Annotated in this window: 22 protein-coding genes and 1 tRNA gene; 6 read left to right on the top strand and 17 right to left on the bottom strand. The window is 63.6% G+C overall.

The genetic code is table 11. The features are described from left to right. Window positions 1-106: 106 nt before the first annotated feature. From AC1Q7Q_RS17235 to AC1Q7Q_RS17250, 4 genes are all read left to right on the top strand, one after another. Window positions 107-183: transfer RNA gene (locus AC1Q7Q_RS17235), tRNA-Pro, on the top strand. A gap of 736 nt (window positions 184-919) precedes the next feature. Then, entirely contained in the window at window positions 920-1,141 is a 222-nt protein-coding gene (infA, locus tag AC1Q7Q_RS17240; protein WP_006157708.1) for a translation initiation factor IF-1, read from the top strand. Between the two features lie 411 nt (window positions 1,142-1,552). Further along, window positions 1,553-2,029 carry a SixA phosphatase family protein gene (locus AC1Q7Q_RS17245; RefSeq protein WP_150983323.1) on the top strand — a complete coding sequence of 159 codons (477 nt, stop codon included), beginning with the start codon at window positions 1,553-1,555 and terminating at the stop codon, window positions 2,027-2,029. 137 nt (window positions 2,030-2,166) lie between these two features. Continuing rightward, on the top strand, window positions 2,167-3,021 hold the full coding sequence (locus AC1Q7Q_RS17250; protein WP_082054896.1) for a GNAT family N-acetyltransferase: 855 nt from the start codon (window positions 2,167-2,169) through the stop codon (window positions 3,019-3,021). A 66-nt stretch (window positions 3,022-3,087) separates the two neighbouring features. On the opposite strand, the gene ppx is transcribed toward AC1Q7Q_RS17250, so the two are convergent. Continuing rightward, window positions 3,088-4,620 (bottom strand): exopolyphosphatase, encoded by a 1,533-nt coding sequence (gene ppx / locus AC1Q7Q_RS17255; protein WP_043347570.1) that lies wholly within the window; start codon window positions 4,618-4,620, stop codon window positions 3,088-3,090. Between the two features lie 145 nt (window positions 4,621-4,765). On the opposite strand from ppx, the gene ppk1 reads away from it, so the two are divergent. Next, entirely contained in the window at window positions 4,766-6,889 is a 2,124-nt protein-coding gene (gene ppk1 / locus AC1Q7Q_RS17260; RefSeq protein ID WP_492373891.1) for a polyphosphate kinase 1, read from the top strand. A 77-nt stretch (window positions 6,890-6,966) separates the two neighbouring features. Here ppk1 and phoR read toward each other — a convergent pair whose 3' ends face one another. The 11 genes from phoR to AC1Q7Q_RS17315 form a co-directional block, all read right to left on the bottom strand. Continuing rightward, window positions 6,967-8,310 carry a phosphate regulon sensor histidine kinase PhoR gene (phoR, locus tag AC1Q7Q_RS17265; protein ID WP_492373892.1) on the bottom strand — a complete coding sequence of 448 codons (1,344 nt, stop codon included), beginning with the start codon at window positions 8,308-8,310 and terminating at the stop codon, window positions 6,967-6,969. 116 nt (window positions 8,311-8,426) lie between these two features. Further along, on the bottom strand, window positions 8,427-9,134 hold the full coding sequence (phoB, locus tag AC1Q7Q_RS17270) for a phosphate regulon transcriptional regulator PhoB (RefSeq protein WP_043347578.1): 708 nt from the start codon (window positions 9,132-9,134) through the stop codon (window positions 8,427-8,429). Between the two features lie 23 nt (window positions 9,135-9,157). Continuing rightward, window positions 9,158-9,862, bottom strand: a complete 705-nt coding sequence (phoU, locus tag AC1Q7Q_RS17275; RefSeq protein WP_441636912.1) for a phosphate signaling complex protein PhoU — start codon at window positions 9,860-9,862, stop codon at window positions 9,158-9,160. A 55-nt stretch (window positions 9,863-9,917) separates the two neighbouring features. Further along, the gene (gene pstB, locus AC1Q7Q_RS17280; RefSeq protein WP_492373893.1) at window positions 9,918-10,706 is read right to left on the bottom strand and encodes a phosphate ABC transporter ATP-binding protein PstB; all 789 of its coding nucleotides are present in this window, start codon (window positions 10,704-10,706) and stop codon (window positions 9,918-9,920) included. A gap of 53 nt (window positions 10,707-10,759) precedes the next feature. Continuing rightward, window positions 10,760-11,650: a phosphate ABC transporter permease PstA gene (gene pstA / locus AC1Q7Q_RS17285; protein ID WP_416049100.1), complete on the bottom strand. Its 891-nt coding sequence runs from the start codon at window positions 11,648-11,650 to the stop codon at window positions 10,760-10,762. Between the two features lie 11 nt (window positions 11,651-11,661). Further along, a complete protein-coding gene (pstC, locus tag AC1Q7Q_RS17290) occupies window positions 11,662-12,627 on the bottom strand; it encodes a phosphate ABC transporter permease PstC (protein ID WP_174423342.1) in 966 nt (321 codons plus the stop codon). Between the two features lie 219 nt (window positions 12,628-12,846). Then, window positions 12,847-13,881 carry a phosphate ABC transporter substrate-binding protein PstS gene (pstS, locus tag AC1Q7Q_RS17295; protein ID WP_174423343.1) on the bottom strand — a complete coding sequence of 345 codons (1,035 nt, stop codon included), beginning with the start codon at window positions 13,879-13,881 and terminating at the stop codon, window positions 12,847-12,849. A gap of 274 nt (window positions 13,882-14,155) precedes the next feature. Beyond that, a complete protein-coding gene (gene glmM / locus AC1Q7Q_RS17300) occupies window positions 14,156-15,502 on the bottom strand; it encodes a phosphoglucosamine mutase (protein ID WP_183035037.1) in 1,347 nt (448 codons plus the stop codon). Between the two features lie 88 nt (window positions 15,503-15,590). Further along, window positions 15,591-16,388, bottom strand: a complete 798-nt coding sequence (gene folP, locus AC1Q7Q_RS17305; protein ID WP_492373907.1) for a dihydropteroate synthase — start codon at window positions 16,386-16,388, stop codon at window positions 15,591-15,593. A gap of 259 nt (window positions 16,389-16,647) precedes the next feature. Continuing rightward, window positions 16,648-18,531 carry an ATP-dependent zinc metalloprotease FtsH gene (ftsH, locus tag AC1Q7Q_RS17310; protein WP_492373894.1) on the bottom strand — a complete coding sequence of 628 codons (1,884 nt, stop codon included), beginning with the start codon at window positions 18,529-18,531 and terminating at the stop codon, window positions 16,648-16,650. A 104-nt stretch (window positions 18,532-18,635) separates the two neighbouring features. Then, on the bottom strand, window positions 18,636-19,301 hold the full coding sequence (locus AC1Q7Q_RS17315; protein ID WP_043347605.1) for an RlmE family RNA methyltransferase: 666 nt from the start codon (window positions 19,299-19,301) through the stop codon (window positions 18,636-18,638). Window positions 19,302-19,496: 195 nt separating this feature from the next. On the opposite strand from AC1Q7Q_RS17315, the gene AC1Q7Q_RS17320 reads away from it, so the two are divergent. After that, entirely contained in the window at window positions 19,497-19,994 is a 498-nt protein-coding gene (locus tag AC1Q7Q_RS17320) for a YhbY family RNA-binding protein (protein WP_043347609.1), read from the top strand. A gap of 77 nt (window positions 19,995-20,071) precedes the next feature. Here AC1Q7Q_RS17320 and AC1Q7Q_RS17325 read toward each other — a convergent pair whose 3' ends face one another. From AC1Q7Q_RS17325 to carA, 5 genes are all read right to left on the bottom strand, one after another. Then, complete coding sequence (locus AC1Q7Q_RS17325; RefSeq protein ID WP_492373895.1) at window positions 20,072-20,575, bottom strand: DUF4149 domain-containing protein; 504 nt, start codon at window positions 20,573-20,575, stop codon at window positions 20,072-20,074. A 10-nt stretch (window positions 20,576-20,585) separates the two neighbouring features. Continuing rightward, on the bottom strand, window positions 20,586-21,059 hold the full coding sequence (gene greA / locus AC1Q7Q_RS17330; RefSeq protein WP_043352072.1) for a transcription elongation factor GreA: 474 nt from the start codon (window positions 21,057-21,059) through the stop codon (window positions 20,586-20,588). A 224-nt stretch (window positions 21,060-21,283) separates the two neighbouring features. Further along, a complete protein-coding gene (gene carB, locus AC1Q7Q_RS17335) occupies window positions 21,284-24,532 on the bottom strand; it encodes a carbamoyl-phosphate synthase large subunit (RefSeq protein WP_492373896.1) in 3,249 nt (1,082 codons plus the stop codon). 65 nt (window positions 24,533-24,597) lie between these two features. Then, window positions 24,598-25,278, bottom strand: a complete 681-nt coding sequence (leuE, locus tag AC1Q7Q_RS17340) for a leucine efflux protein LeuE (RefSeq protein ID WP_492373897.1) — start codon at window positions 25,276-25,278, stop codon at window positions 24,598-24,600. Window positions 25,279-25,334: 56 nt separating this feature from the next. After that, window positions 25,335-26,471, bottom strand: coding sequence for a glutamine-hydrolyzing carbamoyl-phosphate synthase small subunit (carA, locus tag AC1Q7Q_RS17345; RefSeq protein WP_043347616.1), 1,137 nt, complete (start codon window positions 26,469-26,471; stop codon window positions 25,335-25,337). Between the last annotated feature and the right edge of the window lie 84 nt (window positions 26,472-26,555).

Raw genomic sequence — 26,555 nt, forward strand, 5'->3', positions numbered from 1 at the left:
ATCCATCAAATCCTGCGGCGACCCCCACATCTGCCGGCGCCTCGCTTGGCCGGTGCAAAAGTAAAATTTGACCCCGGCCCCGCCGCCGAGCTACAATCCACGGCTTCGGGGCGTAGCGCAGCCTGGTAGCGCATCTGATTTGGGATCAGAGGGTCGCATGTTCGAATCATGTCGCCCCGACCAGTATTTAGCAATAAGATCAAAGGCTTAGACCGCAAGGTCTAAGCCTTTTTTTGTCGCCTGATTTTGTCCGGGCCAGTGCCGGCCGCTGCGCCGGGCACCCACCTCACTGCACCGCAGCACCCAATGGCAATGCCATGAATATGGGATCCCCTGCGCGCTTGAAACACAGACACTGGCAGCGGGCGGGTCTGCGAACCGCCCGCACCACTTTTAAGCCCGCAACCCACCCGGCGGCGGGCTTTTTCTCTTGTTTTCGCGGCCATATCCGGGTAAGGCGGCCATGCGCGCGCCACGCCTGGACTGCACACCCATGATATAATCGCGCGTTAGCCCGGGGTTTATGCAGCATGCCCTGTAACCGGGCGCCCTTGCCGAGGAATGCAGCCATCACACTGCAGCGCAGTTCGGCAAGCCACCGGGAACATCTTGCCCGCTTCATTGCCCCCGCGCCTATCACGGTAGCACGGCCGCATTAGCTTGCGACCGCAACCGGCAAGGCAATCTGCCGGGCACTGACGCGCCCCCCGGCGATTCCCTAACGTGGACTTTTTTGCACGCGCTTTTTTGCCGTGCCGGTCCGGGTCAGCTTGCCTCCCGCAACTTCAAGGCGCAACCAAGCAAGCCGGCGCTTGTCACTGCTGGCACCCGGACCTCGCGAGCATGCAGGCATGCCAGCGCTCGCCTCACCGGATTTACCTAAATTCATGCAGCCCAAGGCTGCCGTAAAGGAAGAAGATTGGCTAAGGAAGAACTTATCGAATTTGGCGGTGTTGTCTCGGAAGCCCTGCCGGACAATCGTTACCGCGTGACGCTGGAAAACGGCGTGGAAATCTGGGCCTATGCCTCGGGCAAGATGCAGAAGCACCGCATCCGCATTCTGGCTGGTGACCGCGTGACGCTGGAAATGTCGCCCTACGATCTGACCAAGGGCCGCATCAACTTCCGCCACAAAGTCTGATCTTCTTCCACACTCGCCCCCGGCGAGCGTTGCGCTAGACCGCATTCCAGGGCACCGCATCGCGGCGGTCCCGCCCTGGGAGACATCTGGCCATAGCCACCTGCACGCATCGTGCATTAGCGGCTCCACTGAAACAATCATGATGGCTATTCCATCCTGATGCCTCAGGCCTGGAGCGCTGGTCGATGCCGGTGGCTTGTCGGCCATTGCCCCCCCTATCGCTTCACCCCACGCTGCGGCAGCTTCCGCCATGTATGGCTCGCCACGTGCGTGTCATTTGGCAGTGCCATGCTGCGTTCCCGCCCGGTGTTTGCCCGTCTTGCACGCACCTGCGCGCGTGGCCATACTCGAAACATCCATTTCCCGTTTTCCCTTTCCCCTTTTCCCCTTTAGCTTGAGCACACCGCTCTCATGAACCTGATCCTGTGGCGTCATGCCGAAGCCGAGGAGTTGTCTGGCGCGCTTGGCTTTTCCCGCAATGCCGACCTGCAACGCCCCCTGACCAAACGCGGACATAAGCAGGCGGATGCCTCCGCCGCATGGCTGCGCAGCCATCTGCCTCCCGGTACGCGGGTGGTCTGCAGCCCGGCCCTGCGTACGCGCGAAACCGCCGCCGCCCTGCGCGAGAACGCAGAGGTGTTGCCCGAGCTTGCCCCGGGCGCCGATGTCAGCGCGGTGCTGGCCGCGATCGATTGGCCTCAAGGCGCCGAGCACACCGTGCTGGTCGGGCACCAGCCTTGGCTTGGCCAACTTGCCAGCCTGCTGCTGGCGGGCTCGGAAATGAACTGGAGCGTGCGCAAGAGCGGCATCTGGTGGCTGTCGGGGCGCACGCGCGAAAGTGAATCGCAGGTCGTGTTGCGCGCAGTCATCAATCCGGAATTTCTCTAGCATTTTTGGGCACCCCGCAACGGCGCGGCCCGGCTTTCCGGGCCGCCGTCACTGAACCGTCACGACCGCTTCACGGCACTGTCACCTGCCCTCTCTACATTCGACCGCAACAGTTTCGTCACCGAAAGGACATACTGATGCGAGAGCTCCCGACGCCCACCCAGCCGTTGTTCGATTCCCTGCCCAGTGGCCTGTCAGGCCATTCGGCGCGGAGGCGTCTTCATCGCCAGCAACCTGCACAAGCACATGAACAAGCGCATGACCAGCCTGCTTTCAGCGTGGCGTGGGCGCGCCACCAGGATGAAGTAGAAGAAGCGCAGCGCCTGCGCTACAAGGTCTTCGCCGAAGAAATGGGCGCCAGGCTGAACCCGTCGAGGCCTGAACTCGACGTGGATATGTTCGACGCCTACTGCGACCACCTGATCGTGCGCGATACGGCCACGCTCAAGGTGGTCGGCACCTACCGCGTTATGGCGCCCCACCAGGCCAAGCGTATTGGCTGCCTCTATGCCGAGTCGGAATTCGACTTGGTGCGCCTGGCTCACCTGAAGCCCAAGATGGTGGAACTGGGCCGCTCGTGCGTGCACCGCGACTACCGCTCGGGCAGCGTGATCATGGCGCTGTGGGGTGGCCTGGGCGAGTACCTGCAGCGCTGGGGCATCGAGTCGATGCTGGGATGCGCGAGCGTGCCGATGAGCGATGGCGGCCACTATGCGGCCAGCCTGTACCGGGTCTTCGCCGAGCGCGCCCTGGCGCCGATCGAATATCACGCGTTCCCGCGCCTGCCTCTGCCGATCGACGAGCTCAATCAGACGCTGGACGTAGAGCCGCCGGCGCTGATCAAGGGTTACCTGCGGCTAGGCGCGCGAATTTGCGGCATGCCGGCGTGGGATCCCGACTTCAACGTGGCGGACTTCCTCACGCTGCTGCGCGTAAACGACATGAACCCCCGCTATGCGCGCCACTTCCTTGGCCTGAACCGCGACGCCTGAGCCTGTGCGGGCGCTCGGCCTGCTGATCGAAACGGGGGCCGCCATCTGGCCGCCCCTGCGCTTGGCTCAGGCGTACACCACCTTGTAGCGCTTGCCGATGCGTTCCCACTCGTCGGCTTCCTGCGCCAGGCTGTATTCGACCAGCGGGTTGGCCTCGATCCAGGCCTTGGGCAAGCGCACCTCGAAACCTTCGTCCAGTGCATCCGAACGCTGGCCCACGGTGATCTCGGGCAGCGGCTCGTCGGCACGGCGCCGGCACAGCACGAATGCCAGGCGCAGGCTGAAGAGCATCCGCCAGTCGAGGAACTTGCCGCTGCCGGAAAGCTTGCCTAGCTTGCCGGCATGCCCGAGCAACAGCGTTGCCAGCCGTGCCTGGTCGGTCTTCGAGAAGCCCGGCATATCGGCGTGCGTAGCGATGTACGCCGAGTGCTTGTGGTAGCCGCTGTGCGAGATGGTCATGCCGATCTCATGCAGCCCGCCGGCCCAGCCCAGCAGTGCCAGATTGTCGTCGCGGCGCTCATTGCGCGGCTCGGGAAACTGCGCCAGCAAACCCAGCGCGGCCTGGCGCACGCGTTGGGCTTGCGCGCGGTCTACGCCATAGCGGCGCATGAACTGATCCACGGTGATGGTGCGCATGTCCTCGTGGTGCGTGCGGCCCAGCAGGTCGTACAGCACACCCAGGCGCAGCGCGCCGTCGGTGACGTCCATGCGATCGATGTCGAGCTCGGCGAACACGCCGAGCATGATCGACAGGCCACCTGGCAGCACGGGGATGCGGTCCGCCTTCAGGCCCACCAGCTTGACCCGGTTGGCGTTCTCCGCCTTGACCAGCGCGCGCTTGAGGCGCTCCAGGCCTTCGCGGGTGATGCCGTGCTCGGCCGGGTTGTCGTTCATGCCGTTGAGCTCGATCAGTTCGGCCAGCGCGCGCGCCGTACCCGACGAACCCACCGCCTGCTGCCAGCCGGCCGCCCGGTACTGGCGCACGAGCACCTGGATCTCCCTGCGCGCGGCCAGTTCCGCTTGCTTCATCGCGTAGTCATCGACGTTGCCGCTGGGGAAGAACTGGCGGCTGTGCGAGACGCAGCCGATGTAGAGGCTCTCCATCAGCTTGGATGTGTAGCCGCTGCCGATGATGAACTCGGTCGAGCCGCCACCGATATCGACCACCAGCCGGTTGCCGGCACAGGCCGGCGCATCGTGCGAGGCGCCCAGGTAGATCAACCGCGCCTCTTCGCGCCCGGCAATCACTTCAATCGGGAATCCGAGCGCGTGCTCGGCCTCGATCAGGAATTCCGACGCGTTCTTGGCTACCCGCAGCGTATTGGTCGCCACCGCCCGCACCTGGTCAGGGGAGAAATCGCGCAGGCGGTCGCCGAAACGCCGCAGGGCGTCGATGCCGCGCCGGCGGGCCGGCTGGTCCAGGTACTTGTCTGGCGTCAGGCCCGCGGCCAGGCGCACCGGCTCGCGCAGCGCATCGACCTGGAATAGCTGGCTGGCCGGCCCGGATGCGGTCAGGCTCTCATCCACCCGCCCGATCATCAGGCGGAAGCTGTTTGAGCCCATGTCGACGGCAGCCAGCAAGCGAGGGGTTTGGTTCATCGCGGTAGGGGAATGTGGGTAAAAGCCGCAAGCCGCGGCGTCAATAACGGTGTCGGGCAGTCAGGTTCGCCCAACCTTAGAAAATATGTCTTTATCATGTCTGCATCGTGACAAAATCACATTGTCATCAATTTGACATGATTCTATGAAAAAGTCGCCGCATTACCAAAAGAAGGTCATGCCTATGTCGACAAGCCCACCCGGCACGCTGCTCAACCGCGAAATGGGCATTCTGGAATTCAATACGAGAGTCATGGCACAGGCAGCTGACGCCAGCGTGCCGCTGCTCGAACGTCTGAAATTCATCTGTATTGTTTCAAGTAATCTGGACGAGTTCTTCGAGATCCGCATGGCCGGCTTGAAGGAGCAGATGCGTGACAATCCTTCCGGCATCACGCCCGACGGCCTTTCCTTGCAGCAGGCATACCAGATTGTCACGGAGCGCGTGCAAAAGCTGGTGGCCATGCAGTATGACATGCTGCAAAACGTGATTTTCCCCCTGTTGGAAAAAGAAGGGGTGTTCTTTCACCTCGCCTCCACCTGGAACGAGGCGCAGCGCGAATGGGCGCGCAGCTTCTTCACGCGCGAGCTCGGCCCGGTCCTGACGCCGATCGCGCTGGACCCGGCCCACCCCTTCCCGCGGGTGCTTAACAAGAGCCTGAATTTCGTCATTGAGTTATCGGGCAAGGATGCCTTCGGCCGGGAGGCCGACCTGGCCATCGTGCAGGCACCCCGCGCGCTGCCGCGCGTAGTCAGGATGCCCGAGGAACTCTCGGGCTATCCCTACGGATTTGTGCTGCTGTCGTCCTTCATGCAAGCCTTCGTGCATGAGCTGTTCCCCGCTATCAAGGTCAACGGCTGCTATCAGTTCCGCGTCACCCGCAACTCTGACCTGTTCGTGTCGGAGGACGATATCACGGACCTGCGCGAGGCACTGCAAGGCGAGCTGCCGACCCGCCACTTCGGCGACACCGTGCGCCTGGAAATCTCGGCCGACACCCCGCCGGCCATGGCGCGCCGCCTGCTGCTCGAATCCGGCCTGGGCGAGCAGGACGTGTACCGCGTGAGCGGCCCGGTCAACCTGGTGCGGCTGATGCAGATCCCCGACCTGGTCGACCGCCCCGCCCTCAAATACCCGCCGCACGTGCCGGCGCCGGTCAAGGTGTTTGCGCCCGGCGCTTCGATGTTCGACGCGATCCGCCAGCAGGACGTGCTGCTGCACCATCCCTACGAGAGCTTCAGCTCGGTGCTCGACCTGCTGCAGCAAGCCGCCGTCGACCCTGCCGTGGTAGCCATCAAGCAGACCGTCTACCGCACCGGCAACGAGTCGCCGGTGATGGAGGCGCTGATGACCGCGGCGCGCAATGGCAAGGAAGTCACTGTAGTGGTGGAACTGCTGGCGCGCTTTGACGAGGAAACCAACATCAACTGGGCCGAGCGGCTCGAATCCGCCGGCGCGCATGTGGTCTATGGCGTGGTTGGCCACAAGTGCCATGCCAAGATGCTGCTGATGGTGCGCCGCGAACTGGAAGGCGCCAAGAGCAAGCAGTTCAAGCTGCGCCGCTATGCGCACCTGGGCACCGGGAACTATCATCCGCGCACCGCGCGGCTATACACCGATTTCGGCCTGCTCACCGCCAACGAGAAGATCTGCGAGGACGTCCAGCACGTGTTCCAGCTGCTAACGGGCACCGCGGGCACCATCCGCCTGAATCACCTGTGGCAGTCGCCGTTCACCATGCAGAGCAATCTGGTGGAGCATATCCGCGCGGAGGCCCGCAACTCCCGTGCCGGCAAGCCCGCGCGCATCATGGCCAAGATGAATGCGCTGCTGGAACCATCCATCATCGACGAGCTGTACAAGGCATCACGCGCCGGCGTGAAGATCGACCTGATCATCCGTGGAGTGTGCGCGCTGCGCCCAGGGGTGCCGGGCCTGTCGGAGCACATCACGGTGCGCTCCATCGTCGGGCGCTTCCTCGAGCATCACCGGGTCTATTACTTCCTGGCCGGCGGCACGGAGGTGGTCTACCTGTCCAGCGCGGACTGGATGGACCGCAACCTGTTCCGTCGCGTCGAGGTGGCATTCCCGGTACTGGACAAAGTACTGAAGGCGCGGGTCATCAAGGAGAGCCTGCGAGTACATCTGCACGACAATGCCTCCGCATGGATCATGCAGCCCGACGGCAGCTACATCCGCAAGCACACCAAGTCCAAGCAGCCGCACGTCAGCCAGAACGACCTGCTGGCCCTGTTCGGCAGCGCCTGAGGGTGAGGGTGAGGTGAGGTCGGCACGGCGCGCCTCGCGTGCGCCGTGCCATGCACCACGCCGCGAGCAGGCGCTGCTCAGGCCGCCTTCTGCGGCGACTCTCCCGGCCGCGGCAAGGCGCTAGGCATATAGCCGCTGCGATCGACAGGGAAGACCACGCGGAACACGCTGCCGCGCCCCACTTCGCTGGTGATGCGCAGGTCGGCATGGTGGCGCGACAGCACATGCTTGACAATGGCGAGCCCGAGGCCGGTCCCACCGGTATCGCGCGAACGGCTGCGGTCGACCCGGTAGAAACGCTCGGTGAGGCGCGGGATATGGTCGGCGGCAATGCCCAGGCCCGTATCGGTGACCGAGAAAATGGCGTGCTCGTTCTCGTAGTTCAGCGCGATGCTGATGCGCCCGCCCTCCGGCGTGTAGCGCACCGCATTGGAAACCAGGTTGCCGAAGGCCGACAGCAGTTCACGCTCCGCACCGCGGATCATGACGGCCGGGTCGATCTGCGCGGAGATCTGGTGCTCGCCCTGGGACAGCGCCTCGGCGTCGTGCACGAGGTGCGCAACCAGCTCGGCCAGGTCGATCCGGTCCTGGCTCGGCGGCTGCTCGTCGCTTTCCAGCTTGGCCAGCACCAGCAAGTCCTCGACCAGGTGCTGCATGCGCATGGACTGCACCAGCATCATGTCGAGGTAGCGGTTGCGATCCTGCTCCGACACAGGCAGGTCGCGCACCGTTTCCAGGAAGCCGGTCAGCACCGTCAGTGGTGTCTTCAGTTCGTGCGAGACGTTGGCGACGAAATCCCTGCGCATCGCCTCCGTGTTCTCCACCTTGGTGATGTCGTGTGTCAACACCAGCTTGCGGCTTTCGCCGTAAGGCAGGATCTGCACGGCGATCACGCTGCGCTTGTGCTCGCCCATGTCGCGCATCACCAGCGGCTCATCGAAACGCTGCAAGTGCAGGTACTGGACGAATTCCGGCCGCCGGATCAGGTGGGTGATGCGCTGGCGCACGTCGCGCCGCGCATTGAGGCCAAAATGCTGCTCGGCCACATCGTTGCACCATTCGATCTGGTCGGCATCATCCAGCATCAGAACGCCATTGGGCGACGCCTGGATGGCCTGGATAAAACGAGTATGTTGCTGCTCGACCTGCAACACCTGGGTGCGCCAGCGCTTGACCAGGCGATGCAGGCGGTAATACACCTCGCCCCATAGCCCCAGCGCGCTGGGAATCTCGCCGTAGGCAGGCGCGTCCAGCACTTTCCAGAGCCGGTTGATCTGGTAGATGTAATAGAGCAGATGCCCCAGCAACCCGACGCACAGCACGGCCAGCGCAGGCACGGGGCCAAGGAAGAAGTACAGCCCGGCCGAAGCCAGGGCCAGGAAAATCAGGATGGCCGCCGAACGGGCCCAGATGACGTTCATGAAGAAGTGAGAAGGTCAGGCAGGCGGCAAGACCGCATGGAATGCGGTGGAGTGTGCCACGAAACAGGCAAGCTGTAACAGGCGCCACGCCGGAAACGACGTGGCAAGCCTGCCCATCAGTGGCTGGGCGCGCGAGCCAGGCGGTAGCCGCTGCCGCGCACCGTCTCGATCATGTTGCTGTAGCCACCAGGGGTCAGCGCGGCGCGCAGGCGCTTGATGTGTACGTCGACGGTCCGCTCTTCCACGAACACGTGATCGCCCCACACCTGGTCCAGCAACTGCGAACGGCTGTGAACGCGCTCCGGATGCGTCATCAAAAAGTGCAGCAAACGGAACTCGGTAGGACCCAGGTCCAGCTTGATCAGGCCAGATTCATCCTGGCCGGTGACCCGGTGCGTAGCCGGGTCAAGGCGCAGGCCATTGATGGCAACGACGTCGTCGGTCAGTTGGGGGGCGCGGCGGCGCAGCACGGCCTTGATGCGGGCCAGCAGTTCCTTGGGCGAGAACGGCTTGGTGACGTAGTCATCCGCGCCGGCCTCGAGCCCCAGCACCTTGTCCTGCTCCTCGCTGCGCGCGGTAAGCATGATGATAGGAATCTGCTTGGTGCGGTCGTTATTGCGCAGCTCCTTGGCGAAGGTGGCTCCCGACTTGCCCGGGAGCATCCAGTCGAGCAGCACCAGGTCGGGCAGCACGTCGCTCATCAGTGACAGCGCCTGCTCGGCGTTATAGGCCCGGATCGGATAGTGTCCCGCGTGTTGCAGGTTAACCGCGATCAGTTCGGCAATCGCGGGTTCGTCTTCGACAACAAGAATGCTGCTTGGCATGTAATTTTCTCCGCGGTGGCGCCTTAACTCAGCGCTTCGCGCTCCATGTCCTCACGCGAGGCGTGGCGGACGTCGGTTCCCTTGACGATGTAGATGATGAATTCAGCGATGTTCTTGGCGTGGTCGCCAATGCGCTCGATCGCCTTGGCGATAAAGAGGAAATCCAGCGCGACCGAGATCGTGCGCGGGTCTTCCATCATATAGGTGATGAGCTTGCGCACGAACGCACGGAATTCGTCGTCGATGGCCTTGTCGTCCTTGACGATCCGGGCGGCAGCCACGGTGTCCAGGCGCGCAAAGGCATCGAGTGCCTGGCGCAGCAGCGCGATGGCCAGATCACCCGAGAGCTTCACCTCGGAGTAATTGATCTGGTGGGCGCCTGCGTCTTCCATGATGTGCTTGGTGCGCTTGGCGATCTTCTCCGCTTCGTCGCCGGCGCGCTCCAGGTTGGTGATGGTCTTCGAAATCGCCATCACCAGGCGCAGATCGCGCGCGGTCGGCTGCCGGCGCGCGATGATGTTGCCGCAATCGGCATCGATCTCGAGCTCCAGGGCATTCAGGTGGTGCTCGCGCGCGATGACCTGGTCGGCCAGGCCCGCGTCGAACTCCGAAAGCGCCCGCATGGCGTTTTCGATCTGCGACTCGACCAGACCGCCCATCTGCAGCAGTTTCGTGCTGATGGCGTTGAGGTCGGCGTCGAATTGGGTCGACAGATGCTTGTCAGACATGTTGCTCTCCTAGCCGCTCTATTCGTATGCTATGCGTTATGTGCGTAACGCTCAATCAGCCGAAACGGCCGGTGATGTAGTCTTCGGTTTCCTTGCGATGCGGCTTGATGAAGATCTTCTCGGTCTCGCCGAACTCGATCAGTTCACCCAGGTACATATACGCGGTGTAGTCCGAGCAGCGCGCGGCTTGCTGCATATTGTGGGTCACGATCACCACCGTGTACTCGTCCTTCAGCTCCGCGATCAGCTCTTCGATGCGGCCGGTCGAGATCGGGTCAAGTGCGGAGCACGGCTCATCCAGCAACAGCACTTCGGGGCGGATGGCAATACCGCGCGCGATGCACAGGCGCTGCTGCTGGCCGCCGGACAGGCCGTAGCCCGACTGGTTGAGCTTGTCCTTGGCTTCGTTCCACAACGCCGCCTTGGACAGTGCCCATTCCACGCGGTCGTCCATCTCGGAGCGCGACAGCTTCTCGAACAGGCGCACCCCAAAAGCGATATTGTCATAGATCGACATGGGGAACGGCGTGGGCTTCTGGAACACCATGCCAACCTTGGCGCGCAGCAGAGCGATGTCTTTCTTGGCGGTCAGCAGGTTCTCGCCATCCATGTTGATCTCGCCCTCGGCACGCTGCTCCGGATAGAGCGCGTACATCTTGTTGAAGGTACGCAACAGGGTCGACTTGCCGCAGCCGGACGGGCCGATAAAGGCCGTCACCTTGCGCTCGGGGATCGACATATTGACGTTCTTCAACGCATGGAACTGGCCGTAGTAGAAGTTCAGGTCGCGCACGTCGATCTTGGCGCGGGTCGTGTCGGGAATGTCGATGACGGTCGAGGTCATGCTCGTCTCTCGCAAAGAATTTGGGGTAGGCCGTGCGGCTATCGCGCTGCCGGTCATTTCTTGAACAGCATGCGTGCCAGGATATTGAGCGCCAGCACACCAACGGTAATCAGGAACACGCCGGCCCAGGCCAGTTGCTGCCACTCGACGAACGGGCTCATGGCGAAGCGGAAGATGGTCACCGGCAGGTTCGCCATCGGCTTGTTCAGGTCGCTGGTCCAGAACTGGTTGGACAAGGCCGTGAACAGCAGCGGCGCGGTCTCGCCGGCGATACGCGCAACCGCCAGCAGCACGCCGGTGACGATGCCTGCATATGACGACTTCACCGTGATCGACAGCACCATCTTCCACTTGGGCGTGCCGAGCGCGAAGGCGGCCTCGCGCAGCGCATTCGGGACCAGGTTCAGCATGTTCTCGGTCGTGCGCACCACGATCGGAATCTGCAGCAACGCCAGCGCGCAGATGCCGGCCCAGGCGGAAAAATGGCCCATGCGGGTCACCACCAGCGCGTAGACGAACAGGCCGATCACGATCGACGGCGCCGACAGCAGGATGTCATTGATAAAGCGGATAAAACTGGCCAACGGCGACGTCTTGCCGTATTCGGCCAGGTAGATGCCGGCCAGGATGCCCAAGGGCGTTCCGCACAGCGTGGCGAGGCCCACCATCACGAAGCTGCCGTAGATCGCATTGGCCAGGCCGCCGCCAGCGGTATTCGGCGCCGGCGTCATCTGCGTGAACAGATCCATCGACAGGCCGCCCACTCCCAGCGAAATGGTGGTCCACAGGATCCAGGCCAGCCAGAACAGACCGAACCCCATGGCGCCCAGCGACGCCGTCAGGGCATAGAAGTTGGTGCGGCGGCGCCGTGCCTGCAGACGCGTGCGCGTGGCATCCGCATCCGGACTGACTGCCGGAATCGACGTAGAGGAAGAGGAAGACATGGCGGCTTGGCTCATTTTGCACCCTCGTTCTTGGCCAGGCGGAGCAACAGGATCTTGGACAGCGCCAGGACCACGAACGTGATAAAGAACAGGATCAGGCCGAGCTCCATCAGCGCGGCGGTATGCAGGCCGGCGCCGGCTTCGGCGAACTCATTGGCCAGTGCCGAGGTGATGCTGTTGCCCGGCGAGAACAGCGAGGCGTTGTCCAGCAGGTTGGTATTGCCGATCACGAAGGTGACCGCCATGGTCTCGCCCAGCGCGCGGCCCAGGCCCAGCATCACGCCGCCGATCACGCCGGCACGGGTGAAGGGCAGCACCACACGCCACATCACTTCCCACGTGGTGCAGCCGATGCCATAGGCCGATTCCTTGAGCAAAACCGGGGTAACTTCGAACACATCGCGCATCACAGACGCGATGTAGGGAATGATCATGATCGCCAGGATCACGCCGGCGCACAGCAGGCCGATGCCCAGGGGCGCACCCTGGAACAGCTTGCCGATCAGCGGCACCTGGCCCACGGTGGCGGCCAGCGGCTTCTGGAAGTACTCGCCGAAGATCGGCGAGAAGACCAGCAGGCCCCACATGCCGTAGACGATCGAGGGTACGGCAGCCAGCAATTCGATGGCGGTGCCGAGCGGGCGGCGCAGCCAGGCCGGCGACAGCTCGGTCAGGAACAGCGCGATGCCAAAGCTGATGGGCACCGCGATGATCAGGGCGATCAGGGAGGTGACGATGGTGCCGTAGATCGGCACCAGCGCGCCATAGACGTCCGCGGGTGGATCCCACTCTGCGGTCCACAGGAAGCGCAGGCCGAAGGCCTCGATCGAAGGCCAGGCGCTGATTGCAAGCGACACGATGATGCCGCCAAGCAGCAGCAAGGTCACGATGGCGGCGCCGCGCGTCAGGCCACCAAACAGGATGTCACCGGTACGGCTAGGCGGCCGTACTGCGGATAGATCGGATGTAGTCGCCATGATGTGGTATTGGAGTTCGTTTAATAGGCGGCTGGCTGGCCGCGCCGACCGCTCGGGCCAATAGGCCCTTGCATTGCGTCGCGCTTGCCCGCGCGGGTTGCCGCGTTTGCTGCGCTGCTTCTACTGCTGCTTCTACTGCCTTGCTGTCTTCAATGCTGCCGGTCCGGCGCCCTTGGGGCACCGGACCGGCACGGCGCGGCTGCCGTGGCGGCCCGCCGATCAGTTGTACAACGCCTTGCCCGAGCCGTCCTTGACCGAGTTCTTCCAGGTCGCGCGGATCTGGTTCACCACGGCGTCCGGCAGCGGTACGTAGTCAAGTTCGCTGGCCATGTTGCCACCGCTCTTGTACGCCCAGTCGAAGAACTTCAGCACTTCGGCGCCCTGCGCTGCCTTTTCCTGGTTCTTGTGCACCAGGATGAAGGTCGCGCCGGCGATCGGCCATGCCGTCTTGCCCGGTTCGTTGGTCAGGATCTGATAGTAGGTCTTGCTCCAGTCGGCGCCTGCTGCCGCTGCCTTGAAGCCGTCGTCACCAGGCTGAACCACTGCACCGGCAGCGTTCTTCATGTTCAGGTGGGTCATCTTGTTCTGCTTGGCGTAGGCGTACTCAACGTAGCCGATGGCGCCGTTCAGGCGTTGCACGAAAGCGGCCACGCCTTCGTTACCCTTGCCGCCAGTGCCACCGCCCGGCCAGTTGACCGTGGTGCCCTCGCCCACCGAGCTCTTCCAGTCGGTGCTGACCTTGGACAGATAGTTGGTGAAGATGAAGGTGGTGCCCGAACCATCAGCGCGGCGCACCGGCAGGATGTCCTGGCTCGGCAGCTTGGCGTGCGGGTTCAGTGCCTTGATGGCGGGATCGTCCCACTTCTTGATCTTGCCCAGGTAGATGTTCGCCAGCACGTCGCCGGTGATGGTCAGTTCGCCCGGCTTGATGCCTTGCAGGTTGATCACCGGCACCACGCCGCCGATCACCGTGGGAAACTGCACCAAGCCTTGCTTGGCCAGTTCTTCATCCTTCAGGGGCGCGTCGGAAGCACCGAAGTCGACAGTCTTGGCGCCGATCTGCTTGATGCCGCCAGACGAGCCGATGGATTGATAGTTGACCTTGTTACCCGTTGCCTTTTGGTATGCATCGGCCCACTTGGAATACACGGGCGCCGGGAAAGAAGCGCCAGCACCGGTAATTTCCGCCGCGAACGCAGTGCCCGCTACCACCAACGACACAATGCCTGCAACGGCAGTCTTGACCAGCTTCATATGTCCTCCAGAGACATGGTTGGGGAATGACAATTTTTTGACAAGTCGAACTTTAAGCTCCGACTATGACAATTCAATGACATCACGAGATCTTCTTCAAAGTCAGCGGAAGCAGCCTCCTACATCACATTGATCCACTCGTCGGCAACGCCCTCCCCGGCCCGCATCCCGCGGCAGACAAGCCTAAAACTTGCGGCTAATTGCCTTCCAACAAAAAATAACGCCGGGCGAAAAGCCCGGCGTTTTGGCAACAACTGGCGGCGATGACGCGGTTTCAGGCCCGCAAGGCGTCCGCCAGCGTCTGCGCTGCCTGCTCCGCGGTCTCGACCTTCTCCGCTTCGACCATCACGCGCACCACCGGCTCGGTCCCCGATGCTCGGATCAATACCCGGCCCCGGCCCTCGAGCTGCGGCTCGATCACGGCACGCGCCGCGCTCAGGCCCGCGTGGGACTGCCAATCAAAGCCCTTTTCGACGCGCACATTGATCAGCGTTTGCGGGAACAGCGAAACCCCTTCCAGCAATTGCGACAGGGTCTTGCCGCTACGGCGCAACGCGGCCAGCACCTGCAGCGCGGAGACAATGCCGTCGCCGGTGGTGTGGCGGTCCAGGCAGAGCAGATGACCCGAGCCCTCGCCGCCCAGCGTCCACTTGCGCTTGTTCAGCTCTTCCAGCACATAGCGATCGCCCACCTTGGCGCGCACGAACTCCACGCCCTGGCGCTTGAGCGCGAGCTCCACCGCCATATTGGTCATCAGCGTGCCCACCGCGCCCTCCACGGCCTGGCCCGCCTGCAGGCGGTCCTGGACGATCAGGTACAGCAGTTCATCCCCGTTGAACAGGCGTCCATCGCGGTCCACCACCTGCAGGCGGTCCGCGTCGCCGTCGAAGGCCAAGCCGAGATCAGCGCCATTGGCCTTGACCGCTTCGATCAGTTTTTCCGGGGCCGTCGCGCCGTAGCCGGCGTTGATGTTGCGGCCATCCGGCTGGTTGCCGATCGAGATCACGTCAGCGCCAAGCTCATGGAAGACGTGCGGAGCAATGTGGTAAGCGGCGCCATGCGCACAGTCCACCACCAGCTTGAGCTTGTGCAGGTCCTGCTCGTAGGGGAACGTGCTCTTGCAGAATTCGATGTAGCGGCCCGCGGCGTCCTCGATGCGGCGCGCGCGGCCGAGATCGTCCGAGCGCACGCAGACCATCGGCTCTTCCAGCGCTTGCTCGATCGCCATTTCCACGGCGTCCGGCAGCTTGTCGCCATCGGCGGAGAAGAACTTGATGCCGTTGTCGTAGTACGGGTTGTGGCTGGCGGAGATCACCACGCCTGCCGACAAGCGCAGCGCACGCGTGAGATAGGCCACGCCCGGCGTCGGCAGCGGCCCGGTCAGCAGCACGTTGACGCCTGCCGAGGTAAAGCCGGCCTCTAGCGCAGCCTCCAGCATATAGCCGGAAATGCGCGTGTCCTTGCCGATCAGGACGGTCGGACGCGCCTGATCTTGCTGCTTCGCGCCATGGGCGAGCACCATGCCCGCCGCATAGCCCAGGCGCATCACGAAGTCGGGCGTGATCGGCGCCTCGCCAACCCTGCCACGAATCCCATCCGTGCCGAAATACTTGCGTGTCATATGATCATTCTCCCGTTGTTCGATGTTGCGGATGCCGAATGCTAAAGGCTAAGCGCGCAATGCTGGATGCCCGCAATCAAAACAAATGTTAACAGGCAATAGTTTCATGACGGATGGCCCACCAGATCTTGAGGGCATCCACAGTTTGTTCCACATCGTGCACACGCACGATATACGCACCCCGTTCCGCGGCGCATACCGCCGCTGCCAGGCTGGCGGCGATCCGCTGCTGCGGCGGCCGCCCGCCCAGGATCGCGCCGAGCGTCGACTTGCGCGACAGGCCAACCAGCAAGGGCAGGCCATCCACCGCCAGTTGCGGCAACTGGCCCAGCAGCCGCAGATTATGATCCGGCGCCTTGCCAAAGCCAAAGCCCGGATCGAGCGTGATGCGGCTTTCAGCCACGCCGGCGGCGCGCAGCGCGCCCACCCGCTCGCGCAGGAAACCAGCCACCTCTTGCACCACATCCTCGTACTGGGGTTGCTCCTGCATGGTCTGCGGATCGCGCTGCATATGCATCACGCATAGTCCGGCCTGCCCCGCCTGGGCCTCACTCACCGCCTCGACGGCGCCAGGCATGCGAAAGCCCCAGATGTCATTGATCAGGTCCGCCCCGGCAGCCAGCGCCGCACGCATGACTTCCGGCTTGTAGGTATCGATGGACAGCGGCCGGCCACAGTCGCGCAGCGCCTCGACCATCGGCACCACACGCGCCAGCTCCTCGTCCAGCGGCAATGCCGCCGACCCCGGCCGGCTGGACTCGCCGCCGATATCGATGATGTCCACGCCTTCGGCAATCATGCGCTCGGCATGGCGCAAGGCGGCATCGCGGCCAGCATGCTGGCCGCCATCGGAAAAGGAATCGGGGGTGACGTTCAGGATGCCCATCACCAGCGGACGGCGGTCGCGCGCGAAGCGGTAGCGGCCGCACTGGAAACTCGAATCGGTTGAGATCGACGGCAAGATACGAAAGGACGAAAGCCAGGAAAGTGGAAAACCGCAGCGCGACGTACGCGCCTGCAATGAAAAAGCCGGCGCACAAGGCGCCGGCTTCAGGCTTGGTGAACGACCGCTACAACCACGACAACCGCGCCGGCGCGATCCGGATTACCGGAACGCCGACGACACTATCGTGCCGGCCATCCGCTCAGGCCGTGGCCGGAGCGTTGGTCTGGGCCACCGGCGAGCCGCCCGACGGCGTGTTGCCACCACCGTTCTGGCTGGACGCGCCACGCGGCGGCCGCGGCGGCTTGCCCGCCATGATGTCGTTGACCTGGTCCGCATCGATGGTTTCCCATTCCATGAGGGCCGCAGTCATGGCTTCGACCTTGTCGCGGTTTTCTTCGAGCAGGCGCTTGGCCAGGCCATATTGCTCGTCGACGATGCGGCGGATTTCCGCATCGACCTTGACCTGGGTAGCTTCCGACACCGTCTTGGACGACATCTTGCCGAACATGCCATCTTGCTCGGTATCCACGTACACCATGGTGCCCAGGGTGTCGCTCATGCCGAAGCGGGTGACCATGTCGCGAGCCGTCTTGGTGGCGCGCTCGAAGTCATTGGAAGCACCGGTGCTCATGGCGTTGAGGAAGACCTCTTCCGCCGCGCGGCCGCCAAACAGGATGGCGATCTCGTCAAGCATGTTGTCCTTGTACTTCGAGTACTTGTCGTGCTCCGGCAGCTGCCAGGTCACGCCCAGTGCCCAGCCGCGCGGCATGATGGTGACCTTGTGCACCGGATCCGCCTTGGGCAGCAGCTTGGCCACCACCGCATGGCCGGACTCGTGGTACGCGGTAGCGCGGCGTTCTTCTTCGCGCATGACCGTGGACTTGCGTTCCGGGCCCATGTAGATCTTGTCCTTGGCGTCCTCGAAGTCCTGCATGTCGACCACGCGCTTGCTGCGGCGGGCGGCGAACAGTGCGGCTTCGTTGACCAGGTTGGCCAGGTCAGCGCCGGAGAAGCCCGGGGTACCACGTGCAATCACCGAGGCGTCGACGTCGTTGCCGATCGGCACCTTGCGCATGTGGACCTTGAGGATCTGCTCGCGGCCGCGGATGTCGGGCAGGCCGACATACACCTGGCGGTCGAAACGGCCCGGGCGCAGCAGCGCCTTGTCCAGGACGTCCGAACGGTTGGTCGCGGCGATCACGATCACGCCCGAGTTGGCCTCGAAACCGTCCATCTCGACCAGCATCTGGTTGAGGGTCTGCTCGCGCTCGTCGTTGCCGCCGCCCATGCCGGCGCCACGGTGACGGCCAACCGCATCGATTTCATCGATGAAGACGATGCAGGGAGCCTGCTTCTTGGCATTCTCGAACATGTCGCGGACACGGGCCGCGCCCACACCGACGAACATTTCAACGAAGTCCGAGCCGGAGATGCTGAAGAACGGCACCTTGGCTTCGCCGGCGATGGCACGCGCCAGCAGCGTCTTGCCGGTGCCCGGAGGGCCGACCAGCAGCACGCCGCGCGGGATACGGCCGCCCAGCTTCTGGAATTTCTGCGGATCCTTGAGGAAGTCCACCAGTTCGATCACTTCTTCCTTGGATTCATCGCAACCGGCGACGTCCTGGAAAGTGACTGCATTCTGGTTTTCATCGATCAGGCGCGCGCGCGACTTGCCAAAGGAGAAGGCACCGCCTTTCCCGCCGCCCTGCATCTGCCGCATCATGTAGAACCAGAACACGATGATCAGCAGGGTGGGCCCGAGGTAATACAGGGCCTGCACCAGCATGTTGGGCTCGTCGTCTGCCTTGCCGGTGACCTGGACGCCGAACTTCATCAGGTCGCCAACCATCCAGATGTCGCCCGGCGAAATGATGGTGTACTTTTGCCCTTCCTTGGGCGTCACCACCAGATTGCGGCCTTGCACGTCAACCCGGCCCACCTTGCCGGCCTTGGCATCATCCATGAACTGCGAATAGGTGACGCCTTCCTGCGTGCGGGGCTTGTCGAACTGCTTGAAGACGGTAAACAACACCAGCGCGATCACGAGCCAGATTGCCGCCTTTTGAAACAGGTTGTTATTCAAGGCCAAACTCCTTTACGAACGCCTTGCCAACGGGATAGCTGCATTGTAATGCAGCGCCCGGCGTCGGGGTAAAAAGCAAATTCATCGAAGCGATAGGCACCGCTTCACCCCGCCGACTTGAGGAAACGCCCAAGAATGAAGGTCTCGGAAGACTTATCGCGTGACGCCTTGGGCTTGCGTTTCGCGACCACCTTGAACTGGCGCTTGAACTTCTCCACGATCTGGCTGTAACCGCTGCCATGGAAACACTTTACCAGCAATGAGCCCTCCGGCTTCAGATGGGCCTGGGCAAATTCCAGCGCCAGGTCACATAAGTAATCGATACGGGCCGCATCGGCAAAGGCTACACCGGACAAATTGGGGGCCATGTCCGACAAAACAAGATCAATCTTCGCGCCGCCGGACGCTTGCAGCACGATTTCCTCCAATTGGCGAAATACGTCCTCCTCGCGGAAGTCACCCTGGATAAATGTGACGTCGGCGACAGCCTCCATCGGCAACAGGTCGATGGCAATTACCGCGCCGTCGATGCCGCCGTCCTTGGCGCGCGAAGACGCCGCCAGCTTGTTGCGGGCGTACTGGCTCCAGCTGCCGGGGGCCGCGCCGAGGTCGACAATGACCTGGCCGGGGCGGATCAGCTTGTCCTGCTCGTCGATCTCCTTCAGCTTATACGCTGCGCGGGCCCGATAGCCCTCGCGCTGCGCCAATTTGACGTAGGGATCGTTGATATGGTCGTGCAACCACGCCTGATTGAATTTGTTCTTGGCCATTCCGGATACATCTGTATGGAGAAAAACGCCGCCGGCCCGCGGCCGCCCGTGCGTTTTTCACTCGTTTTGCTGTTTTTGCAGCCTGACCGCGCCAGTTTGACGGATAATACGCGCCGATTCGCTTTTTCGGCACTTCGGTGCCTTGGTTTGCGCACCACTTGCGCGCCCATTTGCGCCCTCGCCTGCGCTTTACTTATGCCCGCTCTTCAACTTATTCCCGCCCAGCGTTCAGAACTCCGCTCCCGTGCCCATGGCCTCAATCCGGTCGTGATGATCGGCGGCGAGGGTCTGACGCGTCCAGTCCTGGCCGAAATCGACCGTAGCCTGGCCTCTCACGACCTGATCAAGATCCGCGTATTCGGCGACGACCGCGAAAGCCGCATCGCCATGTACGAAACCATCTGCGAAGATCTGGACGCCGCTCCGATCCAGCATATCGGCAAGCTGCTGGTGGTATGGCGCCCGGGCCCGGCCGTCCTGAAGGAAAATCGTCCGCAGGAACTGGGCCGCCTGGCCCCGCGGGGCGGCGCCGCCCCGCGCACTGTCACGGTCAAGAAGCCTAGCGCCGCGCCCAATCGGCGCCCCAAGCGCTCGCAAGTGACGGTGCTGGGCAATGAACGCGTCACCGCCGGCGGCAACGTCAAGCGCGCGCGCGTCCGCCCGACCAGCCAGAAGAAGAAAGCGCTCGACTAATGTCGAAGCCATGCCAGCGCGCCCGCCTGGGCCGCTGGCATGGCAAGGGACGGCCACCTGGGCTCGCCCCTTCGGTCTCACTCGCCAGCCGAGCGCGGCGCCGCTGCGCGCCACACGGTGACCAGCGCTAGCAAGCTGTGCACCAGGTAGAACACGCTGGACACCCCATGCAGCATGCCGAATTGCCCCTTATAGGGCGAGTCGGACACGCCCACGCCAAGCGCCGTCGCCTTCTCCTTCAGGTTTTCCATGAAGGGCTGGATACCGAAATACCCCGCCAGCACGCACAGCAGCATGCCCAGCACAAGCCAGCGCAGGCCGCGATAGCGTCCCGCGCCACGGCGGATCATCAGGTTGCACAGCGCCAGCTGCAGCACACCGACCACCACACCGAGGATGGCCTCGGTCCGGAACAGCTGCCCGGCGATCAAGCCTGCCGTCTCGCGGCTGGGCAGCACGGAAAACAACGTCGGGGCCACCATGTAGCCCACTGTCCACAGACTGCCGGCCCAGACCACGGTCAGCAGGAGGAAGATCCGATGCGGCAGCGGCGGCAGGCTCGAATAAGAGGAAGAGAACACGCAGCCTCGTTCAGACGTAGCGAACCGTGATGACTTCGTATTCGCGCTCGCCGCCAGGGGCCAGCACGATCGCCACATCGCCCTCGAACTTGCCGATCAGCGCACGCGCGATCGGCGAGCTGACGGAAATCTTGCCGCTATCCAGGTCGGCCTCGTCGTCGCCGACGATCTGGTAGCTCACGGGCTTGCCCGATTCCAGGTCTTCGAGGTCGACGGTAGCGCCAAACACGATCCGGCCGTCGGTATCGAGCTGGGTCGGGTCGATGACCTGCGCCGCCGACAGCTTGGACTCCACCTCGATGATCCGGCCTTCGATAAAGGCCTGCTTTTCCTTGGCGGCGTCGTACTCGGCGTTCTCGGAGAGGTCGCCTTGCGCACGCGCTTCGGAAATGGCGTTGATCACGGCGGGACGTTCGACGGCCTTCAGGCGCTGCAGTTCCTCTTTCAGCAGCTCGGCACCGCGCTTGGTAATCGGAATGCTCATGTCTTCGTTCAACAAAAAAATGAGCCGCAGCGGAGCAGGAACCATGCGCCGGCATCACTGCCCGGGGCACTTCCGCTCAACCGCGGCTTTGAGGTTGTCAGGTTGTATCGACGGTTAGATCGACGAAATTGCTGTTAGTTTAGGCCAAGACGGCCGCCCGCAGCAACTGCGGGCGGCCCGGAGGCCTTCAGCCGTCCACTCTACCGTCTATCGGTCTTCGCGCTTCAGGCCAGCGAGGCGTGCAGGCTTTGCAGGTCATAGACCTCCAGGCTCTGCATGTGCTTGAGGCCCTCCACCGCGGCGCGCGCGCCGGCGATGGTGGTGTAGTAAGGCACCCGGCTGGCCAGCGCCGAGATACGAATCGAGCGCGAGTCGGCGATGGCGGTACGGGTTTCGTCCACGGTGGTGAACACCAGTGCCAGCTCGCCGTTCTTGAGCATGTCGACGATGTGCGGACGGCCGTCCTTCACCTTGTTGACCACGCGCACCGGGATGCCGGCGGCTTCGATGGCCGACGCGGTGCCGCGGGTGGCGACAATCGGGTAACCCATGTCGTGCAGCATGCGCGCCACGCCAACCGCGTGCGGCTTGTCGCTGTCCTTGACGGTCAGCAACACGGTGCCCTTCTCCGGCAGGCGCGAGCCCGCGGCCAGCTGGCTCTTGAAGAGGGCTTCGCCGAAGGTCTTGCCCACGCCCATCACCTCGCCGGTGGAGCGCATCTCTGGTCCGAGCACCGGGTCGACGCCGGGGAACTTGTTGAAGGGGAACACCGCTTCCTTGACGCTGAAGTACGGGGGCACCACTTCATCGAACACGCCTTGCGAGTCGAGCGTCTGGCCCGCCATGCAGCGCGCGGCGATCTTGGCCAGCGACAGGCCGGTGGCCTTGGACACATAAGGCACGGTACGCGAGGCGCGCGGGTTCACTTCCAGCACGTAGACGATATCCTCGCCATTGACTTGCTGGATGGCGAACTGCACGTTCATCAGGCCGATCACATTGAGGGCCTTGGCCATCGCCGCGGTCTGGCGCTTGAGCTCGTCCACGGTGGCTTGCGCCAGCGAGTACGGGGGCAGCGAGCAGGCGGAGTCGCCCGAGTGCACGCCGGCTTGCTCGATATGCTCCATCACGCCGCCGATAAACACGCGCTGGCCGTCGCACAGGGCATCGACGTCGCACTCGATGGCGTCGTTCAGGAAGCGGTCCAGCAGCACCGGGGAGTCATGCGAGACCTTGACGGCCTCGCGCATGTAGCGCTCCAGGTCGCGCGGCTCATGCACGATTTCCATCGCGCGGCCGCCCAGCACGTACGACGGGCGCACCACCAGCGGATAGCCGATCTCGGTGGCCAGGCGCAGCGCTTCGTCCTCGGCACGGGCGGTGCGGTTGGGCGGCTGGCGCAGGCCCAGTTCATGCAGCAGCTTCTGGAAACGCTCGCGGTCTTCGGCGGCATCGATCATGTCGGGGCTGGTGCCGATGATGGGCACGCCGTTGGCTTCCAGGTCCAGCGCCAGCTTCAGCGGGGTCTGGCCGCCATATTGCACGATCACGCCGACGGGCTTTTCGCGGTCGACGATTTCCAGCACGTCTTCGAGCGTCAGCGGCTCGAAGTAGAGGCGGTCCGAGGTGTCGTAGTCGGTCGACACGGTTTCCGGGTTGCAGTTGACCATGATGGTCTCGTACCCGTCTTCGCGCAGCGCCAGCGCGGCGTGCACGCAGCAGTAGTCGAACTCGATGCCCTGGCCGATCCGGTTCGGGCCGCCGCCCAGCACCATGATCTTTCGATTGGTGGTGGGGTCGGCTTCGCACTCGCCGTGTTCGGCTTCATACGTGCCGTACATGTAGGCGGTGTTGGTGGCGAACTCGGCGGCGCAGGTGTCCACGCGCTTGTACACCGGGCGCACGCCGGCGGCATGGCGCGCAGCGCGCACGGCTGCAGGCTCGGCGCCCATCAGCTTGGCCAGGCGGCGGTCCGAGAACCCCTTCTGCTTCAGGTGACGCAGCTCGGCGGCCGACAGGCTGTCCAGCTTGCGTGCCTTGACCAGGGTCTCGGTCTTGACGATGTCTTCGATCTGGGCAAGGAACCACGGGTCGATGTCGGTCTCGGCGTGCACTTCTTCCAGCGACATGCCGATACGGAAGGCGTCGCCCACGTACCAGATGCGGTCCGGGCCGGCTTCGCCGATTTCTTCGACGATCTCGTCGCGGTCGGTGGACTTGTCATCCAGGCCGTCCACGCCCACTTCCAGGCCGCGCAGGGCCTTCTGGAAAGATTCCTGGAAGGTACGGCCCATGGCCATCACTTCACCCACGGACTTCATCTGCGTGGTCAGGTGGCTGTCGGCCTGCGGGAATTTCTCGAACGCGAAACGCGGCACCTTGGTGACCACGTAGTCGATCGACGGCTCGAACGAGGCCGGGGTCGCGCCGCCGGTGATCTCGTTCTTCAGCTCGTCCAGCGTGTAGCCCACCGCCAGCTTGGCGGCAACCTTGGCGATCGGGAAGCCGGTGGCCTTGGAGGCCAGCGCCGACGAACGCGATACGCGCGGGTTCATCTCAATCACGATCATGCGGCCATCGGCCGGGTTGATCGAGAACTGCACGTTGGAGCCGCCGGTATCGACGCCGATCTCGCGCAGCACCGCCAGCGAGGCGTTACGCAGGATCTGGTATTCCTTGTCGGTCAGGGTCTGGGCGGGCGCCACCGTGATGGAGTCGCCGGTGTGGATGCCCATCGGGTCCAGGTTCTCGATCGAGCAGATGATGATGCAGTTGTCCTTTTTGTCGCGGACCACTTCCATCTCATACTCTTTCCAGCCCAGCAGCGACTCTTCGATCAGCAGTTCGCGGGTCGGCGAGAGATCCAGGCCGCGCTTGCAGATTTCCTCGAATTCTTCGCGGTTGTAGGCAATGCCGCCGCCGGAGCCGCCCAGCGTGAAGGACGGTCGGATCACGATCGGGTAGCCGCCGGTCGCGGTTTCCTTGGCGATCTGCGTCTGCACGGCCAGCGCTTCTTCCATCGAGTGGGCGATGCCGGACTTGGCCGAGCCCAGGCCGATCTTGGTCATCGCTTCCTTGAACTTCTGGCGGTCCTCGGCCTTGTCGATGGCTTCCGGCGACGCGCCGATCAACTCGACGTTGTACTTTGCCAGCACGCCATGGCGATGCAGGTCCAGCGCGCAGTTCAGCGCGGTCTGGCCGCCCATGGTCGGCAGGATGGCGTCGGGACGCTCTTTTTCAATGATGCGCTCGACCACTTCCCAGGTAATCGGCTCAATGTAGGTCACATCGGCCGTGTTGGGATCGGTCATGATCGTGGCCGGGTTCGAATTCACCAGCACGACCTTGAAACCTTCCTCGCGCAGCGCCTTGCAGGCCTGGGCGCCGGAATAGTCGAACTCGCACGCCTGCCCGATGATGATGGGGCCGGCGCCGATGATCAGGATGCTCTTTATGTCTGTGCGCTTTGGCATTGCACGCTCTCATTATTGGCCGGCCCGCACCATCGCGCGGGCCGCACCGGATATCAGGATTCGATTCAGTTCAGGGTGGCCGTCGCCAGCTTGGCGCCGAAGCCGATGAACATGGCGCCTACCCCGCTCGCCATGCCCGCCGACAGGCGTCGTCGGCGGCGAAATGCTTCGGCCAGCCTGGCGCCCACGAAGATGATCGCGGTCAGGTAGGCGAAGCTGCACAACTGGCACACCAGCCCCAGCGCGACAAACGACAGCGCCGGGTAGCCGAACTGCGGATCGACGAACTGGATGAAGAAGGAGATGAAGAACAGGATGGCCTTGGGGTTGAGCAGGCTCACCACCAGTGCCTTGCGGAACGGGCTGACCGCGCGGTCCACAGGCGTTTGAACCTGCGCCGCCGTCCCGCCATCGCTGCCACGGCTCAACCATGCGCGCACGGCACCGCGCAGCATCTGGAAACCGATCCAGCCCAGATAAGCGGCACCGATGGTCTTCACCACGTAGAACAAGGCGGGGCTGGCCTTGAGCAGCGAGGCCACGCCCGCCGCCGACAGCACCATCAGGATGGCGTCCCCCAGGAACACCCCGCAGGCACCCTTGTAGCCTTCGCGCACGCCGCGTTGCGCCGCAACGGATAGCACATACATCGAGTTCGGCCCCGGCAGCAGCACGATAAAGATCGTGCCGAGCACAAAGGTCCAGAAATCGGTAATGCCCAGCGCGGTATGCATGAAGGCGTTCATCGGGTCGTCCTGCGGTCTGCTTGTCTACGTAACGTCTCGTCTTGGCTTGAACGTGCTTACTGGCGTGCGTCCGCCATCATCTTGGTGAAGCGGTCGAACAGGTAAGCCACGTCGTGCGGGCCCGGCGAGGCTTCCGGGTGGCCCTGGAAGCAGAATGCCGGCTTGTCGGTCAGCGCGAAGCCCTGCAGCGAGCCGTCGAACAGCGACACGTGGGTGGCGCGCACGTTGGCGGGCAGGGTGTCGGCGTCCACCGCAAAACCGTGGTTCTGCGAGGTGATCACCACGCGGCCGTCGTCGAGGTCCTTCACCGGATGGTTCGCGCCATGGTGGCCGAACTTCATCTTCAGCGTCTTGGCGCCGGCGGCCAGGGCCATGATCTGGTGGCCCAGGCAGATGCCGAACGTCGGGATGCCGCGGGCGATGAACTCACGGGTGGCACGGATCGCGTAGTCGCAGGGCTCGGGATCACCTGGGCCGTTCGACAGGAACACGCCATCCGGGTTGAGCGCCAGGGCATCTTCCGCGCTGGCTTGCGCCGGCAGCACGGTCACCTTGCAGCCGCGTGCGGCCAGCATGCGCAGGATGTTGAACTTCACACCGTAGTCAAAGGCCACCACGTGGAAACGCGGCGACTCCAGCTTGCCGTAGCCCTGGCCCAGCACCCATTCGGTCTGGTTCCACTCGTACGGTTCCTTGACCGACACCACCTTGGCCAGGTCCATGCCGGCCAGGCCGGGGAAGGAACGCGCCAGGTCGATGGCCTTTTGCACATTGTCCTCGCCAGCGAGGATGCAGCCGTTCTGCGCACCCTTCTCGCGCAGGATACGGGTCAGCTTGCGGGTATCGATGCCGGCAATCGCCACCACCTTTTCCTGCTTCAGGTAATGGCCGAGGGAATGTTCCTTGCGGAAGTTGGAGGCCAGGAGCGGCAGATCCTTGATGATCAGGCCGGCGGCATGGACTTTCGTGGCTTCGACATCCTCAGTATTGACCCCGACATTGCCGATATGCGGATACGTCAACGTGACGATCTGCCGGGAATAGCTGGGGTCGGTGAGGATTTCCTGGTAACCGGTCAGCGCGGTGTTGAACACCACTTCGCCGATGGTATGGCCGGAAGCGCCAATGGAATAGCCACGAAAGACCGTGCCGTCTGCAAGCGCGAGAATGGCGGACGGAAAAGACGGTAACACGGGTAGGCTCCTGCTGGATTCACCCCGTGACCGACCTGCTCAACGCCTCTTGCCCCGTTTGTCCGGCGGGGCGACAGGCAGCGC

The organism is Cupriavidus sp. GW823-FHT07A04 (genome assembly GCF_058794615.1).